Here is a 15,899-nt window from a genome sequence, read left to right on the forward strand (position 1 = left end):
GACCGGCCGCGCTCGGCCGACCCGTAGCTTTCTATCACAAATCATCATCCTATTACACACAGTAGATTGCCGAGAAGGTGGTCGTTAACATGTTAAACTCCGTCGCCCCTCCTCGAAAGGAGCCGCTCACGGCGGGGCCGAAAAGTAATACTGACGGTCGCTCGGTCCCGAGAACCGAGCGTGAACCGCCGCAGGGTACTGCAGTCCGCCGGGACCGTCGCGCTCGTCGGTCTCGCGGGCTGTATCGACGGCGTCCAGGACCACTTCACGGGGAGCCTCCAGAGCCCGGTTCCGGTCGAGATCACCAACGAGGGGGATCGCCCGTACGACGTGAGCCTCGACGCCGTGGCTCGAGGCAACGGCCGGGAGAGCTACGAGGAAGCGTTCACTATCACGCCCGGCGAGCGCGTCGCTCCACCTCACATTGAGGGCGAAGATCAGCAGTTTCGCGTCACCCGACACGGCGACGACGAGGTCGACGATCTGGTGGAGATGGGGACGATCACCGACGAGACGGATCTCGTGTTGATCAGCCTCTACGAGGACGAGATCGACCTTGAGATCATCGAGGACGAGGAGGAAGCCGAGGAGGAACAGGAGGAACTCGAAGAGGAACACGACGACGGATCCGACGACGACGCGAATCAGGGGTAGGGGTGGAACGGTCGCTCGAGTGCGGGCTCGAACCCGAGCTCGGCCGGCACTGCTCGGGCGCGCTCCCCGAAGAACGACTCCCGGGTGAACAGCGGTTGGGCACCGGGGACGACGACTCGCACGCCCTCGAAGCCCAGCCCCTCGACGTCGCGGGTCGTCAGTCGCGCTGCGTGGGGCTCCAGTCCGGCGTCGACCGTTCGTGCGACGAGCTCCTCGAGTGCCTCGCGGCCGGTCGGAACCGGATCGGGCCCGACGCTCGCCGCGGGAACCGTCCGATCGACGTCGACGAACGTCTGTGCGGGGTCGGGGAACGAGGCGTACTCACCGATCGCGGCCGAGGCCTCGGCGGCCTCCTCGCGACCGAGCCCGCGCAGCTCCATCCAGTTCTGTAGCGCCTCCGCCAGCGCCGCCGTCGCCGCCTCAGTGGCGTCGAGCCCGGCCGCCGAGCCCGCGGCGAACGCCGGCCACTCGGTCTCGCCGTCGCCGTCTGCGGACTCGCGGTGGACCGCAACCGCGACCACGGGAACGTCGACGTCCTGAGTGACGAGCATCGGCGTCACTATAAGCCCCTCGCTCGCCGCGCGGCGCTCGAGATCTGCGAACGTCTCGCTCTCGACGGCGAGTCCGAGCGGGTCGAACGTCGAGTACCAGGCAAGCATCGTCGCGTCGCGCTCTATGACCTCCGTCAGCCCCGACAGCAGGGCGTCGACCGTCGAGGACCCGAGCCCGAGCCCGGTCGTGATCGCGGGGACGAGTCGCTCGCCGGGCTGGGGAAACTGGACGGCCGCAGCCGGCAGGAAGGTCCGCTCGCCCGTCTCGAGGTTCTCGCCCTCGACCCAGCGGTGCTCCTCGCTTGGATCGTACTTGGGGACGTCGTCGGGTCGAACGAGGTCCGTTGGTGAGACCGCGCGCTCGAGGTCGGCCTCGCTCGCGTGCTCGAACTCGCTATCCCGGTAGACGCCAGCACAGTAGCGCTCGAGCCCCTCGCCAACGGCCTTCATCAGCGCCGCGTTCCAGTCTGGATCGACCCCCGCCGCCTGGTTGGCCGCGCTGACGTCGCTGTACCCGCTCGTGTCGGCCGTCGTCGCGAGGTAGTACGGCGCGGGGAACGATTCGACCTCGCCGATCGTACTGACGATCCCGACCCGGTCGTCGATCGCCTGGTCGGCGTGCTCGACGGCGTGTTCGAGGTCGAACGGCTCGTCGTCGCGCTCGAGCGATCGGTCCCGCTCGCCGCCGCAGACACAGCCCGGGACCGGGAGAACGCGCCGTCGGCTGTGGGGGACCTCGACGACGTGGCCGATGACCGACCGCTCCTCGCCCGACAGCACCCGTACACACTCCCGACCCGCCAGCGCCCCGGCGAACCGGGCCGCGCTCGAGTCGGCGCTGGGCTCGTCCTCAGCGGACTCGAGGTGTGACTCGACGCGGGCGCGCAGACAGTCGAAACAGCCCGTCGCGGGGGCGAACCCGGAGACGGCGGCGTCCAGTTCCGCAATCGGGTGGCCGCCGACGCCGCCGATCTCGACGGCGATCCAGGGGGTCCCCCCCGCCAGCGCCGCCTCGTTCGCCTGCTCGAACGTCGCCGCGCCGGCGACGTCGCTGACGACGGCAAAACGGGCGTCCTCGAGGGCTGCCGGTCCGGTCGAACGGACCGAGACGTCGACGTCCTCGAGCGCGGTCTCGACGGCGTCGCGAACGGGATTCTCACCGACGACGGAAACGTGCATATCGGATCGTCGTACGGTCTGCTGTAAGTCATTTCCGGAGCAACCGCGGGACGACGTCAGATCGCATCGAAACACGGGTCCAGCGGATGGCCGCACACGTTCTGTCTTCTGTCTGGGCCGCAGATCTGAATGGGTCGGTTCGTTACGTAAGTAGGCCCACGTACCTTTTTCCGCCTCGGGATTCCTCACTGCGTTCGGAACCGCTCGGCGCAAAAATCTACGCTAAAAAGGCCGCTCGCTTCCCGCTGGTCGCTCGCGGGTGCTGCGCTTGTGATACTACCGCGGTGGTACCGCCTTCGCCTGTGCGTAACGCAACGTTCACACGAGGTTCTGAGAAAACCGCACTATCAACTACCGATCCAGCCGAGCGTCTCACGACGGGCGGTGGAAAACGCCGCGCTCGAGGACTACTCCTCGTCTCGTAGGCGCTCGAGGACCTCCTCGGCGTTGTCGACGGCCTGTTCCTTCTTGGCGGGGTAGGCCTCGACCTTCGCCCGGAAGGTGATTCCCTCGCCGAGACGGACTTCCTCGCCGAAGGCGGCCTGCTTGTCCAGTCGCAAGAAGAGCTCGGTGTTCTCGGTGACGCGGTCGTCGAGCTCGTCGAGGAGGCCGTCGAGCTCCTCGAGGTCGGCGAGCCGCGAGAGGACGTGGCGCACGTCGTCGGCGTTCTCGACGCGGGCCGACAGCACCAGGATGCGGTCGCCGTAGTGGCCCTCGCTCTCGACACGTTCGATCTCGAACTCCTCGGGGAGGAAGGTTCGAAGCGCCTGCTCGACGCGTTTCTCGTCCTCGGTGGCGTAGCAAAACGCCCGCAAGTCGACGTAGTGAAGGGGTATCTGTGGCATCTGCGGGTACAGTGCGGATCGCTGGTTCCGGAGGACGACCGTCGGGTCGCCTCGGTCGGGTTTACTCCTCGTCTTCGTCCTCGTCGCCGCCGTCGGCCGCCTCGAGGGAGTCCTCGGGGACACCGGTCTCCTGGCCGTCCTCGAAGCTGATCGTGTAGGTGACGTCGCCGAACATCGACTCCATCGTCTGGGTGATGGTGCCGGTCTCGCCGTCGAACTCGCTGTGCTCGTCGTGCAGAACGACGTCGTCGTCTTTCTCGAAGCTCATAGTGGCCGTTCCCCGGCGCGGGGTAAAAAGGGACTGATTCGCCACGGAGGAGCCGGTGCCGGGCCGGCTACCGCATGCTTTCGAGGGCGTAGACGGTGTCGGACATGAGCCACGCGTCGTCGTTTTCGGCGTCTTCGATGCTCAGGGCGAAAAACGAATCCCGACCGTCGTCGACAGTGATTCGGTAGCTTTCGCTCCGCAGCTCGGTCGTTCGCTCGGGCGGCGTCGGGTCGGCGGTCACACCCAGAACTCGGCAATCCGGAGGGATAACTGGCCCGGTTCGCGGTTAGAGTTCCTCGAGCAGCGCCGCGGCCGCGGCGCTCGAGGACTCGGGGCCGCGGGCCGTCAGCAGGTCGCCGTCGACGGTGACGCTCGTGTCGGCGTCGAGTTCGGGCTCGAACTCGCCGCCCGCGGCCTCGACCTCGTCGGCGACCCAGTAGGGGAGTTTGCGGCCGTCGGGCATCACGTCGTTCTCGTCGACGATGTCTTCCTCCCACTCGTTGGGGAAGCCGGTGACCTCGCGGCCGTTGACGATAAAGGCACCCTGGCTGTCGCGGGCGAACCCAAGCATGCCGACGGCGTGACAGACGACCAGGGCCGTTCCATCGTCGCCCTCGACGGCTTCCCGAAGGAGCCGACGGGCGTCGCTGTCCTGGTTGACGTCCCACTCGGTGCCGTGGCCGCCCGGGAAGACGACGGCGTCGTAGGCCTCGCCGTCGGCTCGCGCGACCGGGATCGGATCGTTCAGTCGCTCGTCGGTCTCGTGGACCTCGCGGACGTGTTCGGCGGTCTCCTCGCCGACCTCGTCGGGATCCGCCGAGGTCTCGTCGAGTTCGGGCGGTCCGCCCGACGGCGTCGCGACGGTGATCTCGGCGCCGGCGTCGGAAAGCGTCTCGAGCGGCTCGATACATTCCTCGCCCCAGTAGCCTTCCTCGCTGACGACGAACAGCGCTTTCGTCATACCCAAAGCGAGGGTCGGAAGACGGAAAACGACGAGCCTGGATGCTGCCGCGTTCGCGAGTCGACACGTCCGGACCGGTGACAGTCCTGGGGCTCGTGAATGGGTTTTTGGGGACGACGGTGGAGACTCGAACTGCTATGGCCGGCCGACGAAATCCCTTCGACCGCCTCGAGGAACTGTTCGACCGACTGAACCGCCAGTTCGAGGAGGCTGCCAGGGACTGGGAGGACGAACAGGGCGAGCAGTTCGCCTTCGGTAGCGCAACGACCACGCTCGACCTCGCCGACCACGGCGACGAATTCGTCGTCACCGTCGACGTGCCCGGCTACGAATCCGGGGACCTCGACAGCCAACTCTCGGGTGAAACCCTCTACATCAGCGGCGAACGCGAACACGGGACGACCGACGAGCGCGACGACAGCTACCTCCGCCGCGAGCGCGAACTCGAGTCGTTCAGTCGCCAGCTCACGCTCCCCGAGCCCGTCGACGCCGACGGGATCGAGGCGACGGTCAACAACGGCGTGTTGACGATCCGCCTGCCCAAGCTCGAGCCCGGTGAGGGGTCGCACGCGATCGACATCGACTGAGATGGGCACCGGTCTGTCTGCTCTCAGCCCTCGGCCTCGAGGACCTCGAAGAACCGATCCGGGAGCCGGCTCCCGACGACCGTCAGCAGCTCCCTGGCCTCGGGATCGACGTCGTCGACGATCGCCGCCAGCTCGATCCGACCGCCGGCCATGTCGTGGTGGCCGCCGGCGGAGCCGAGCTCGTCGAAGCCCGCCTCGAGCGCCTCGCCGATGTCGATCTCGGGATCGATCGATCGGGCGCTCAGCCGGATCGCGTCGTCGACGACGCCGTAGACCAACACCGTGTCGACGTTCTCGAGATTGAGCAGGTAGTCCGCGGCCTGTGGGAGCGCGTCCGTTTCGGGAGTCCGGCCGACGGTGGCGACCATCGACGCCCCCTGGCGCTGGCGGGTCGCGATCGCCCGACCGATGGCGTCGAGCGTCGCCGCGGAGAAAGCGCTGCCGTACAGCTGGTCGAGCGTCTCGAGTTCGGCCTCCGGGTAGATCGCGAGCGCGGCTTCGTACTCGCGGCGGGTCGGACTGCGAACGTAGTCGAGCCGTTCCCGGTGGAGCGCGAACAGCAGCGCCGAGGCCAGCCGGGGGGTCGGCTCGATTTCGAGCTCCTCGAGGTACTCGACGAAGATCGTTACCGTCGCGCCGTAGTCGACGCGGACGTCGACGAACGCGCCCTCGACCGGACCGCCGGGGTGGTGGTCGACGACGATCTCCGGGTGAACCGTCTCCGGCAGCTCGGTGTTGGCCCCGGGCTGGGAGTGGTCGACGAACGCGACGGCGTCGTAGTCGTCGAGCTCGATCCCGTCGAGGGTCTGCAGCGGGATCTCGAGGACCGAGACGAACGCGCGGTTCTGTTGGTGGGAGATGTCGCCGCCGTAGGCAATCGCTACCTCGCCGACGCCGACGTCGTCGGCGATCGTCTCGAGAGCCAGCGCGCTGGCCAGACAGTCGGGATCGGGGTTGTCGTGACAGACGATCGCAAGCGAGTCGCGGGTCTCGAGAACCGCGGCGAGTTCGGCCGCGCGTGACATGGGACGCCGTAGGTGGTCGAAACGTTTGAACGCCCCTACGGTTTCGCAGGAATTACACTGGAAATTAAACGTTATCGCGAGGTAGCAGCGCCATATCTCGCAATCACCGTCGGTAAGCGGCGTGTACCTGTTCGCTCAGTTACCCGTCAACGCCTCGCTGGCTGGCGCGAACGGGATCTCCGTGCCGAGCCCCTCCTCGCTCGCGCGCTCGTAGAGCATGTGGGCCGCTGCGACCGTCTCGACTCCGGTGCCGCCGCTGTCGAAGACGGTGATCTCCTCGGCGCTCGTCCGTCCGGGTGCGACGCCGGCGACGACCTCGCCGAGTTCGGCGTGGACGTCGGCCTCGCTCACGACGCCGGCCTCCAGCGCCGCGAGGAAGGCGCCGGCATCGAACGTCGCCCGCTCCCGCAGGTCGGGGACGTACGTCGCCCGCTCGATCGTCGTCGTATCCAGCTCGCGGCCGTCGGTTCCGTACTGACCCATCGCCGTGACGTGGGTCCCGGGCTCGAGGTCGTCCCCGTCGAACACCGGCTTGCTCGCTCGGGTCGCCGTGATCACGATATCCGCATCGGCGACCGCGTCGGCGCTCGAGGCGACCGCCCGGACGTCGGCCTCGAGTTCGGCGTCGAAGTCGGCCGCGAACGCTTCGCGGTTCTCGGCTGTCGGCGAGTAGACCCGCACGTCGGCGAGGTCGCGGACGGTCGCCGTCGCCCGGAGCTGGCCGCGTGCCTGGGCGCCGCTGCCGATGATCCCGAGCGTGTCGGCGTCCTCCCGGGAGAGGGCGTCGACGCCGACGGCGCCGGCCGCGCCGGTCTTGAACGGGTTCAGGCTCGCGCCGTCGAACAGCGCCAGCGGTGCCCCGCTGTCGGCGTCGAACAGCGGTAACACGAACCAGGCGTCCTCGGCGCCGAACCCGGCGCTGTACGTGTATCCACCCATGACACCGCTGTCGGGGAGGATGGCGGTGTAGCCGGTGAGCATCCCCGCAGGCTCGTCGCGAACGAGCTTCGATCTGGGCTGGGCGGGGGCGCCCTCGCCACGTTGTCGGTACCCCTCGCGGACGGCGTCGACGTACTCGGCTGGCGTCGCGAGGCCGTCGACGTCCTCGCTCGTCAGAAACAGGGTGTCGGTCACACCGGGGAGAACAGCGGGAAAGGAGAAAGGGATACCGGCTCGAGATCGGATTCAGTCCGCGTTGAGCGGCTGGGGCGTCGACTGGACGTCGTCCGTCGAGTCGAGCGGCGCGTTGACGAACATTGCGTGGCCCATAAGCATCATTGCGGCGAACGCTCCGGCCGGTACCGCCGCCGTCACTGACAGGCCGACGAACGTCAGTGCAGCGGTGATGCCGAGCAGTGCGACTGGGATGAGGCCGAGAACAATGTCGTAGTATCCAGTCATAATGTATTCTATACTATGCGGAATAGTGGTATAAGTGTTTCCCATAATTAGCTGATACTGGACCTATTTCTAACTCGTATTAGCCGGGACCGATTTGCATAACTTATGAGGAATTCATGCTGATATTCTGGAGCGCGAAACCATCGGTTTGACAGGAGCCATCCCCCACAGCGCGCCGACTATCTACCGGCTGAAGACCAAAAATAGCTCGATAGAGGCGTTCTGCGCCCGTCAATCGTCGAACACGGGAAAGAACACGATCGATAATTATATTGTCTTTTGGGCGTATCAGCAAGAAAACATCCTGTTCGGTTTCTGAGAGGCCCTGTGGAGGGTCAGCGTTCGGAGTCGTCGGGCGGAACCGTTTCGGTGCGGTCAGCGACGGGAGTGGGCGTAGACCGCGTATGCCCCGCGCCAGCCGACGAGCGCGAGCAGACCGAACCCGGTCATCACGAGCGGGAACGGCCAGACTGCGCCGCCGTCGAACAGCGCCGACGCCCGCAGGATCAGACCGACGTTCGCCGCCGCGACCCAGGCCACCGTCGTCAGGCGGATGGTGCGAGCGAGCGACGCGGCGACGCCGGGCGCGTACAGCCCCGTCAGCGGAGCCATCGCGAGCCAGCCGACGGCGAAGGGGACGACCGTCTCGAGGGCGGCTAGCGGCTCTCCGATCGGGTCGACGCCGTGGCTCAGCTGGCCGACGACGATAATCGCGGCGAGCAAGGCGAGATCGACCGCGCCGAGCGCAAGTCCCTCCCGGTCGATCGAGAACGCGGACGAGCGGGCCGGTGTGTCCATACCCGACTCTCGCGACTGCGTCCATATCGGTGTCTCGGTTCGACACTACGGGAGCCGGAACGCCGTTATTCGGCTTCGGGCGGCCCAGTGACCGTCCCGAGCACGCGCTGGGAGAACTCCACCTCCGAGAGCTCGTCGTCGAGTCCCGCAAACCACTCCCTCTCGACGTGCCAGTGTCCCCGCAACTCGCCGTCGGTCGACAGCGAGGTGACCTCGAGCCGACCGGGCGTCCAGTCGCGTTCCTCGGCAATCGAGAGCAACATCCGGACGACGGAGCTCACCTCGTCGGTCGTCACGAACGGCGCCTCGGCGACGGTCTCGTACTCGAGGTCGATCGCTGCGCCGTCGACGGGCGCCTCGCCACCGCCGCCGTCGGGCCAGGAGACGTCGGTGACGTAGATCCCGTTGCTCATCAGCCGGTTCTCGAGCGCGACAGCGACGGCGTGGTCCGGTGACATACCTCCGAGTTGGGCCGGTGTCCGTAAAAACGATTACCCGCTACAGCGGTTCGACGAGGTCCTCGAGCGCCGCGGCCGGGTCGTCTGCCTTCGCGACGCCGCTTGCCAGCAGGACCCCCTCGGCACCGAGGTCGCCCGCGGCGACGATGTCGTCGCCGGTACTGATGCCCGCACCGCAGAGCACGGAGACCGCCGAATTGACGCTCGAGGCGGCGTCGACGGCGTCCTCGACGACGTCGGGGTCGGCCTGGCTGACGGGGGTGCCGGTGCCGATAAGTTCCGGGGGTTCGACGGCGACCGCGTCGGGACCGAGCGCCGCCGCGGCGCCGATCTGGGCCGGGTTGTTCGCGCAGACGACCGTCTCGAGACCCGCGCGTTCGGCCGCGCGAACGGAGCCGTCGACGTCGGCGAGCTTGAGTCGCTGCTCGGAGTGGTTGATCAGCGTGCCGTCGGCGCCCGCGTCGGCGACCGACTCGGCGAGCGTGTGACCGGTGTTGCTGCCGTGGTCGATCGGATCGACATGCTGGGCCCAGGTCTCGACGCCCGTCTCGGCGACGCGCTCGAGGTGGGCGGCCTGGGGCGCGACGGCCAGTCGGGCGTCGGTCCGGTCGTCGACGTCGCTGACGGCCTCCGCGACCTCGATCGGATCGCACGGGTAGGTTTTGAGGTTGACGAGAACGAACATACCAGAGACGGCCGTCGCCGGAGAGAAATAGCTTGCGAGTCGGTCCCGGCTAGTCCTTGCGCTTGACGACGTCGCCGAGGGTGTAGCTGCCAGAGGCCGAGCCGCCCGACCACTCCGAGTCCTCGGCCGAGCCGCCCTCGGCGTTCAGGTCGATTCCGAGGTGGCTCTCGAGTTTCGACTGCACGCGGTCGCTGGGGAGCGTGTCGCCGCGTTCGATCTTGCGGATGAGACTCGCCTTCTCGTTGAGTTCGTTCGCGAGATCCGACTGGCTGAGCCCCTTGCTCTCGCGAGCGTTCCGAACCAGATCGTCGTAGTCGGTCGCCAGCTCGTCCATGTCATCGAACATGTCCTGGCGGCGCGAGCCGCCGGAACTCGAGGACGTCGAGCCGCCGCTCGCGGCACCGCCGGAGCTCGAGGACGAACTCGAAGAGCTCGAACTGGTCGAGTACTTCGTGGAGGAGCTCGAGCTACTGGGCTGTTTCACCTCCGTCCCGAACTCCGTACAGTTCGAACACACGTCCAGCTTCGCACCCTCGACCTTGATCGTCTTCGGAGACGACGTCTCGGTGCCACACATCTCGCATTGAACCATGACCGAACCTATATCGCGGGACGTCATAAACCATGCGGCGCAGTCCCAGTCCCCCGGAGTCGGCGCCGAGAGGGACGGTTACTCGAGGGCGACCCAGGCGTAGTAAAAGCGCTGGAGTGCGGTGATGTGGCCGACGACCGCGAGGAACACCAGCAGCCAGCCGATCAGCGTCAGTCCACCGTAGACGCCGGAGATCGGATAGGCGAGGAAGCCGACGAGGCCGATGATCACCAGTCGGTCCGCGCGGCCGATGAGCCCGCCGTAGACCCGGTCGAGTCCCACCGCCTGGGCCTGCGTGCCCAGGTATGATGTCATCACCACACCCGTCACCGCCAGAAAGCCCAGGAAGTAGCTCTCGACGCCGGCTGCGAGTCCGCCGATGATGACGATGTCGGCGTAGCGGTCGATGACGTGGTCGAGCAGGTCCCCGCCCGCGGAGGCGACGTTCTGTTCGCGGGCGAGGGCCCCGTCGATGACGTCGAGCCAGCCGTTCAGAAAGACCAGTATCGCGGCCGCGACGAACCAGATCGGCGCCACCCGCCCGCCGAGCATGAAAGCGAGCGCCGCCAGCACCGCCATCCCGAACGCCAGCAGGCTGACGCCGTTGGGCGTCATCCCCAGCCGGTCGAACCCCTCGACGAACGGATCGAGGAAACCCGAGACGTACGGACGGAGCTGATCCAGCGTCATTCGAGGTACCCCACGAAGTCGACCTCGCCGGCACTCGGCTCCCGGTCGCCCGCGACGACGGTCTCGAGTTCGCTCGCAACCGCCTCGGGGTCGCGATCCGTGGTGTCGATCTCGTAGACCGACTCGAGGCCGTGTTCCTCGACGGTCTCCGCGAGGACGACGTCAAGCGCCTCGCTCTCGGCATTTTCCCCGGCCTTGGCCTCGCGCTCGCCGCGCTCGAGCAAGCGCTGCTCGAGCTGTGCGGGCTCGCAGCGCAGAACGACGACACGATCCGCCTCGAAGTGGTGTGCCAGGTGTGACTCGATCACCGCGTGTTCGTAGTTCGCGAGACGCTCTGCCAGCGCGTCGAGATCGGCGATCTTGCTCTCGCGGTCGGGATCGATCGCCGTGTAGAGCTCCTCGTCCTCGAGGACCTCGTTGAGGTGAACTACCTCGAGGGCGTCGTCCTCGATCGGCGACTCACCGTCCGCGAGCCGATCCTCGAGCAGCTCCGTCGCGGTGGTCTTCCCCGTTCCCGGGGTCCCGGTGATGGCGATCCTCACGCGTCGGTCACCTCCGGTTCTCGCTCGAGTTCCAGGTCCTCGAGGACGGCGTTTACCGTCTCGACGGCGCGTTCGGTCTCCGCCTCGGTGCCACAGGTGATTCGGATACAGCCCGGCAGGCCGAAGCTCGAGCAGTCCCGGACGATGACGCCTCGCTCCTGGGTCGCCTCGGCGACGGCCGTCGCATCGCCGACCGCCGCGAGCGCGAAGTTGCCTTCGCTGGGCCAGACCCGCGCGTCGAGCTGTTCGCGCATGTACTTACGGGAGTCCCGGGCCGTCGCGACGGTTCGCTCGACGTGTTCGTCGTCGTCGATGGCCGCGAGTCCGGCCCGACAGGCGATCTCGCTGGCCGCGAAGGGGGTGTTCACGCGGGCGTAGGCGTCGGCCCACTCGTCGGGAACGATCGCGTACCCGAGTCGAACTCCGGCGAGGCCGTAGGCCTTCGAGAACGTCCGCAGGACGGCGATATCGTCGCGGGCCTCGAATCCGTTCCGGCCCTCGAGCAGCGCCACGGCGCTGTCGACGTCGGCGAACTCGCCGTAGGCCTCGTCGACGACGATGAGGGTGTCCTCACCCGTTTCCTCGGCGATCTCGTCGACGTCCGCCAGTTCGATCGTCGACCCCGAGGGGTTGTGCGGGCTCGTGAGGTAAACGATCCGCTCGCCGTCGTACGCCGAGAGCACCGTCTCGGGCGTCTGGGCGAAGTCGGCCTCGCGCTCGAGGACGTACTCTCGAACCCCGCCGTGGTGAAAGCGCGCGCTCATCCCGTAGTAGGCAAAGCCCGGCGAGGGGACGAGCACGTCGTCGCCCGGCTCGAGGACCGCCCGGGAGAGGTAGTCGATTGCGCCGTCACCGCCGTTGGCGAGCCAGACCTGTGCGGGGTCGACTGCCCAGCGGTCGGCGACCGCGTCGGCGAGATCGGTGTGCGTGGATTTGGGGTAGGAGCTCACGCTCCCGGCGGCCTCCCGGATGGCGTCCGCGGCCGCGGGGGAGGGGCCGTGCGGGTTCTCGTTCGAGGCGAGCTTGATGAACTCCGAGGGGTCGCGCCCGAGTTCGCGGGCGACCTCCTCGATGCCTCGCCCCGCCTCGTAGGCGACGTGGTCGGACAGGTCGCGCGGTTGCATACGCGAACCCTGTTTCCGGCGGCTCTTAAGGGTGCTCACCTGCTCTCGTCGGCCGCACCGGAACCAACTGAGAATTATACTCGAGCAGATAAATTTGGACAGACTAATATCCTGGATGCAATTCTTAGGGCGCCTAGCCCTACTAAGAGTGCTTTATAGTGAAGTCAGAGAACCATTCTTAAACAGATAATTTTGTGTACCCATATGGCTCAGGACGCGGAACACAGTGACGAGTACGATCTCTCCGGGAGTCCCAGACGGGGACTGATTATGGCGACGCTGTCGTTTTTCGCCGGGCTCACGACGATCGCCTTCTACGGCGTGGCGGGCCCGACCTTCCAGGAGGCGCTTGGGATCTCCGGGGCGCTGCTGGGACTGTTGCTGTCGTCGCCCCACATCAGCAAGGTGGCCCTCCGGGTGCCCTTTGGCGCCTGGGTCGACGACATCGGCGCGCGAAAGCCCATTCTCATCCTCATGGGAATGACGCTCGTCGGGTTCGTCGGCCTGGTCGCGACGCTGTTCCTGTTCTACCCCGACAACTTCGGCTCCCATCTCTACGACCCGCTGCTCGTGTTCGGGATTCTGGCGGGCGCCGGGAGCGCGACGTTCTCGGTCGGCATCGCCCAGACCTCGTACTGGTTCCCCGAGGAGAAACAGGGGTTCGTGATGGGCGTCTTCGGCGGCGCCGGGAACATCGGTCCGGGGATCATCAACTCGGTGATTCCCTTCCTCATCGGCGTCGCGGGACTGGCGCTCGCGTACTCGAGCTTGCTCGTCTTCATGCTCGCTGCGACCGCGCTGTACTTCGTTTACGGCGCGAACCCGTATACTTCCAGCTTCTGGACAGGAGACTCGACAGCGACCGAGCACAGCGCGTCGCCGAGGACATGGGCTAGGAGGTCTTCCCTGGCGGCGGCACCTGGGACTCGCTGAAGGAGTCCTCGACGAACCGCTGGACCTGGGTGCTCGTCTTCCTCTACACCGTCTCCTACGGGGGCGGCTTCACTGCGTTGACGACGTGGTACCCGACGTACTGGAACCTCTTTCACGGGATGACGCTCTCGATGGCTGGCCTGTTCGCCGGCGTCTTTGTCGTCTACGGCTCGCTGGTCAGAATTCCCGGCGGCAGCCTGAGCGACCGGTTCGGCGGCGAGAACGTCGCCGCCGTCAGCTTCGCCGTGATGGTGATCGGCGCCGGTATCGCCACCGTCTCCCAGGCCGTGATCCCCGCCTTCGTCGGAATGATGGTACTGGGTACCGGGATGGGCGTCGCGAACGCCGCGGTGTTCGAACTCGTCCCGAAGTACGTGCCCGACGCCGTCGGTGGCGCCTCCGGCTGGATCGGGGGGATCGGCGGCGCCGGAACCCTCCTCGTGCTTCCGATCCTCGGCGTGTTCGTCGATATCTACGGCGAGATCGGCTACGCGTGGGGGTTCATCGTGATTGTGGCGCTGAGTTCGATCTGCGTCGGCGTCTCGGTCCTGCTGAAGCTCTTCGGTCCCGAACCCGCCGAGGAGATCGACGAGTCCGCGATGCATTGAGTCGACACCGTACGGGTCGTCGTTTTATTTATCCCGGTGGACGCCGCTAGCCGATCGGTCCGGGTAGCGAGCGGATCGCCGCGCGAACTCGAGGCGAAAAGGGAACGCCGTCCGGTCGAACTCCAGCGCTATGGCCGCGAGATCGTCACCGAGACCGGCGAGTTCCCGATGACGTTCTTGGCGACGCTGCCGACCAGGATTCCGGAGAGCCCCGACCGACCGTGGCTCCCCATGACGATGTGATCGACGGTTTTGGCCTCGGCGACGTTGACGATCACCGACGACGGGTTGCCCGTCTCGAGCACCGTCTCGACGGAGACGTCGTCGCCGAGCGTTCGCCGCGCGTCGTCGAACAGCTCCCGGGCTTCCTCCTCGCGTTCCTCCCGAATGCCTTCCGCCGCGGCGCCGGCCGCGCCGTAGGTGATCTCGTCCATCTCGAGGACGTGCACCAGCACGATCTCTCCGGGATCGAACAGCTCCGTCGCCTCCTCAAGCGCCGCTCGAGCGGGATCCGAGTCGTCGATTGGAACCAGCAGCCGTTCGTTCATGCGCCAGACAACGGCCGTGTTACCGGAAAGGGTTGTGCCTGCTTCCCAAGGCGCGGCGTCGACCACGAACTGAGCCGAACTCGAGTGACCAATCTACGGGTGATCGGGACGACTACCGAGGGGTGGTCCGCCGGTTCGTGACTCGGAGCCGTCAGTGGAAACCGGACGATACCGGCAAACCCGACCGGAAAGTGGTACTCTCTCACATATTCCTGAACGAAGAGTTATTCGAACGGAACCCTTGACTCGTGTATGAACGAACTGGTGGCGACAGTCCTCCAACTCGAGGATCCGGGGATCGATCCGATGCTGTTTATCGGTGCCCTCGTCCTCGCGGTTGCGGCTGTCACGGTCTGGCAGATGGTCGAGATCGTCGACGCCTACAACCGGGGTGCACTGACGGTCTTCGGGGAGTACCGCAAGCTGCTCCAGCCGGGGCTGAACATCGTTCCGCCGTTCGTCTCGCGGGTCTACACGTTCGACATGCGGACCCAGACGATCGACGTGCCGACCCAGGAGGCGATCACCCGGGACAACTCGCCCGTCACGGCCGACGCCGTCGTCTACATCCGCGTGATGGACGCCAAACGAGCGTTCCTCGAGGTCGACGAGTACAAGACCGCCGTCTCGAACCTCGCCCAGACGACGCTGCGCGCGGTGCTGGGTGACATGGAGCTCGACGACACCCTCAGCCGCCGGGAGATGATCAACGAGCGGATCCGCAAGGAGCTCGACGAGCCCACCGACGAGTGGGGCATTCGAGTGGAGAGCGTCGAGGTCCGCGAGGTGACCCCATCGCCGGACGTCAAGGGCGCGATGGAGCAACAGACCTCCGCCGAGCGGAAACGCCGCGCGATGATCCTCGAGGCCCAGGGTGAACGCCGCAGCGCCGTCGAGAAGGCGGAGGGTGACAAGCAGTCGAACATCATCCGCGCCCAGGGTGAAAAGCAGAGCCAGATCCTCGAAGCCCAGGGTGACGCCATCTCGACGGTCCTCCGGGCGCGCTCGGCCGAGTCGATGGGCGAGCGTGCGGTCATCGACAAGGGGATGGACGCCCTCGAGAACATCGGCCAGAGCGAGTCGACGACGTTCGTCATGCCCCAGGAACTCACGTCGATGATCGGGCGCTACGGCAAGCACCTCTCGGGCAGCGACGTCCAGCAGGCGGACGACCAGCTCGAGAGCCTCGAGTTCGACGAGGAGACCCGCGAGCTGATCGGCCTCGACGACATCAGCAAGATCCTCGGCGAGATCGACGAGGAGCTCGAGATGGACGTCGAGGAGATGGAACAGGAGGCCAAGGCGATCCAGGAGGGTGAGGACATGGGCCAGAGCCCGGACAGCATCGACGTGCCGCGAGACGACGCGGAGACGCCGGGCGAGGAGTCGGAAGTCGACAGCCAGTAGATCGACGACCGCGTCGCACTCGCGCTCCAAATCGTTTTTTTAC

21 protein-coding genes are annotated in these 15,899 nt (G+C 66.7%); 5 read left to right on the plus strand and 16 right to left on the minus strand.

What is annotated here, in order from left to right:
- Positions 1 to 180: 180 nt before the first annotated feature.
- Positions 181 to 654 carry a hypothetical protein gene (locus QA600_RS14775; protein ID WP_278292716.1) on the plus strand — a complete coding sequence of 158 codons (474 nt, stop codon included), beginning with the start codon at positions 181 to 183 and terminating at the stop codon, positions 652 to 654.
- On the opposite strand, the gene QA600_RS14780 is transcribed toward QA600_RS14775, so the two are convergent.
- The 5 genes from QA600_RS14780 to QA600_RS14800 form a co-directional block, all read right to left on the minus strand.
- The gene (locus QA600_RS14780; protein WP_278292717.1) at positions 645 to 2,384 is read right to left on the minus strand and encodes a YcaO-like family protein; all 1,740 of its coding nucleotides are present in this window, start codon (positions 2,382 to 2,384) and stop codon (positions 645 to 647) included. The two genes, QA600_RS14775 and QA600_RS14780, sit on opposite strands and share 10 nt — an antisense overlap.
- A 407-nt stretch (positions 2,385 to 2,791) precedes the next feature.
- Complete coding sequence (locus QA600_RS14785) at positions 2,792 to 3,229, minus strand: RNA-binding protein (protein ID WP_278292718.1); 438 nt, start codon at positions 3,227 to 3,229, stop codon at positions 2,792 to 2,794.
- Between the two features lie 61 nt (positions 3,230 to 3,290).
- Complete coding sequence (locus tag QA600_RS14790; protein ID WP_278292719.1) at positions 3,291 to 3,497, minus strand: DUF1918 domain-containing protein; 207 nt, start codon at positions 3,495 to 3,497, stop codon at positions 3,291 to 3,293.
- 67 nt (positions 3,498 to 3,564) lie between these two features.
- Complete coding sequence (locus tag QA600_RS14795) at positions 3,565 to 3,738, minus strand: hypothetical protein (RefSeq protein ID WP_005559566.1); 174 nt, start codon at positions 3,736 to 3,738, stop codon at positions 3,565 to 3,567.
- A gap of 45 nt (positions 3,739 to 3,783) precedes the next feature.
- The gene (locus QA600_RS14800; RefSeq protein ID WP_278292720.1) at positions 3,784 to 4,458 is read right to left on the minus strand and encodes a type 1 glutamine amidotransferase domain-containing protein; all 675 of its coding nucleotides are present in this window, start codon (positions 4,456 to 4,458) and stop codon (positions 3,784 to 3,786) included.
- 137 nt (positions 4,459 to 4,595) lie between these two features.
- Between QA600_RS14800 and QA600_RS14805 the strand changes: the two genes are divergently transcribed.
- Entirely contained in the window at positions 4,596 to 5,045 is a 450-nt protein-coding gene (locus QA600_RS14805) for an Hsp20/alpha crystallin family protein (protein ID WP_278292721.1), read from the plus strand.
- A gap of 23 nt (positions 5,046 to 5,068) precedes the next feature.
- On the opposite strand, the gene QA600_RS14810 is transcribed toward QA600_RS14805, so the two are convergent.
- From QA600_RS14810 to hisC, 10 genes are all read right to left on the minus strand, one after another.
- Positions 5,069 to 6,070: a bifunctional oligoribonuclease/PAP phosphatase NrnA gene (locus tag QA600_RS14810; protein ID WP_278292722.1), complete on the minus strand. Its 1,002-nt coding sequence runs from the start codon at positions 6,068 to 6,070 to the stop codon at positions 5,069 to 5,071.
- A gap of 135 nt (positions 6,071 to 6,205) precedes the next feature.
- The gene (locus QA600_RS14815; RefSeq protein WP_278292723.1) at positions 6,206 to 7,204 is read right to left on the minus strand and encodes an ornithine cyclodeaminase family protein; all 999 of its coding nucleotides are present in this window, start codon (positions 7,202 to 7,204) and stop codon (positions 6,206 to 6,208) included.
- 51 nt (positions 7,205 to 7,255) lie between these two features.
- Entirely contained in the window at positions 7,256 to 7,471 is a 216-nt protein-coding gene (locus QA600_RS14820) for a hypothetical protein (RefSeq protein ID WP_278292724.1), read from the minus strand.
- A 375-nt stretch (positions 7,472 to 7,846) separates the two neighbouring features.
- Complete coding sequence (locus QA600_RS14825; RefSeq protein ID WP_278292725.1) at positions 7,847 to 8,269, minus strand: DUF3054 domain-containing protein; 423 nt, start codon at positions 8,267 to 8,269, stop codon at positions 7,847 to 7,849.
- A 65-nt stretch (positions 8,270 to 8,334) separates the two neighbouring features.
- The gene (locus tag QA600_RS14830) at positions 8,335 to 8,727 is read right to left on the minus strand and encodes a hypothetical protein (RefSeq protein ID WP_278292726.1); all 393 of its coding nucleotides are present in this window, start codon (positions 8,725 to 8,727) and stop codon (positions 8,335 to 8,337) included.
- A 40-nt stretch (positions 8,728 to 8,767) separates the two neighbouring features.
- Positions 8,768 to 9,412, minus strand: coding sequence for a triose-phosphate isomerase (gene tpiA, locus QA600_RS14835; RefSeq protein ID WP_278292727.1), 645 nt, complete (start codon positions 9,410 to 9,412; stop codon positions 8,768 to 8,770).
- A 49-nt stretch (positions 9,413 to 9,461) separates the two neighbouring features.
- Positions 9,462 to 10,004, minus strand: coding sequence for a multiprotein bridging factor aMBF1 (locus tag QA600_RS14840; protein ID WP_083909396.1), 543 nt, complete (start codon positions 10,002 to 10,004; stop codon positions 9,462 to 9,464).
- A gap of 78 nt (positions 10,005 to 10,082) precedes the next feature.
- Positions 10,083 to 10,694 (minus strand): CDP-alcohol phosphatidyltransferase family protein, encoded by a 612-nt coding sequence (locus tag QA600_RS14845; protein ID WP_278292728.1) that lies wholly within the window; start codon positions 10,692 to 10,694, stop codon positions 10,083 to 10,085.
- Positions 10,691 to 11,236: an adenylate kinase family protein gene (locus QA600_RS14850; RefSeq protein ID WP_278292729.1), complete on the minus strand. Its 546-nt coding sequence runs from the start codon at positions 11,234 to 11,236 to the stop codon at positions 10,691 to 10,693. Before QA600_RS14850 ends, QA600_RS14845 begins: the two co-directional genes overlap by 4 nt.
- Entirely contained in the window at positions 11,233 to 12,360 is a 1,128-nt protein-coding gene (hisC, locus tag QA600_RS14855; RefSeq protein WP_278292730.1) for a histidinol-phosphate transaminase, read from the minus strand. The genes QA600_RS14850 and hisC overlap by 4 nt, the downstream gene beginning before the upstream one ends.
- A 204-nt stretch (positions 12,361 to 12,564) precedes the next feature.
- On the opposite strand from hisC, the gene QA600_RS14860 reads away from it, so the two are divergent.
- Both QA600_RS14860 and QA600_RS14865 read left to right on the plus strand, forming a co-directional pair.
- Positions 12,565 to 13,293 (plus strand): MFS transporter, encoded by a 729-nt coding sequence (locus tag QA600_RS14860; protein ID WP_278292731.1) that lies wholly within the window; start codon positions 12,565 to 12,567, stop codon positions 13,291 to 13,293.
- 29 nt (positions 13,294 to 13,322) lie between these two features.
- Complete coding sequence (locus QA600_RS14865) at positions 13,323 to 13,901, plus strand: MFS transporter (RefSeq protein WP_278292732.1); 579 nt, start codon at positions 13,323 to 13,325, stop codon at positions 13,899 to 13,901.
- 128 nt (positions 13,902 to 14,029) lie between these two features.
- Here the strand turns inward: QA600_RS14865 and QA600_RS14870 are convergent, their stop codons facing one another.
- The gene (locus tag QA600_RS14870) at positions 14,030 to 14,449 is read right to left on the minus strand and encodes a universal stress protein (RefSeq protein WP_278292733.1); all 420 of its coding nucleotides are present in this window, start codon (positions 14,447 to 14,449) and stop codon (positions 14,030 to 14,032) included.
- Positions 14,450 to 14,701: 252 nt separating this feature from the next.
- Here QA600_RS14870 and QA600_RS14875 point away from each other — a divergent pair, with 252 nt between their 5' ends.
- Positions 14,702 to 15,856, plus strand: a complete 1,155-nt coding sequence (locus QA600_RS14875) for an SPFH domain-containing protein (protein ID WP_278292734.1) — start codon at positions 14,702 to 14,704, stop codon at positions 15,854 to 15,856.
- Positions 15,857 to 15,899: the final 43 nt, after the last annotated feature.

This window comes from Natronococcus sp. A-GB1 (assembly GCF_029688845.1).
Taxonomy (GTDB): domain Archaea; phylum Halobacteriota; class Halobacteria; order Halobacteriales; family Natrialbaceae; genus Natronococcus.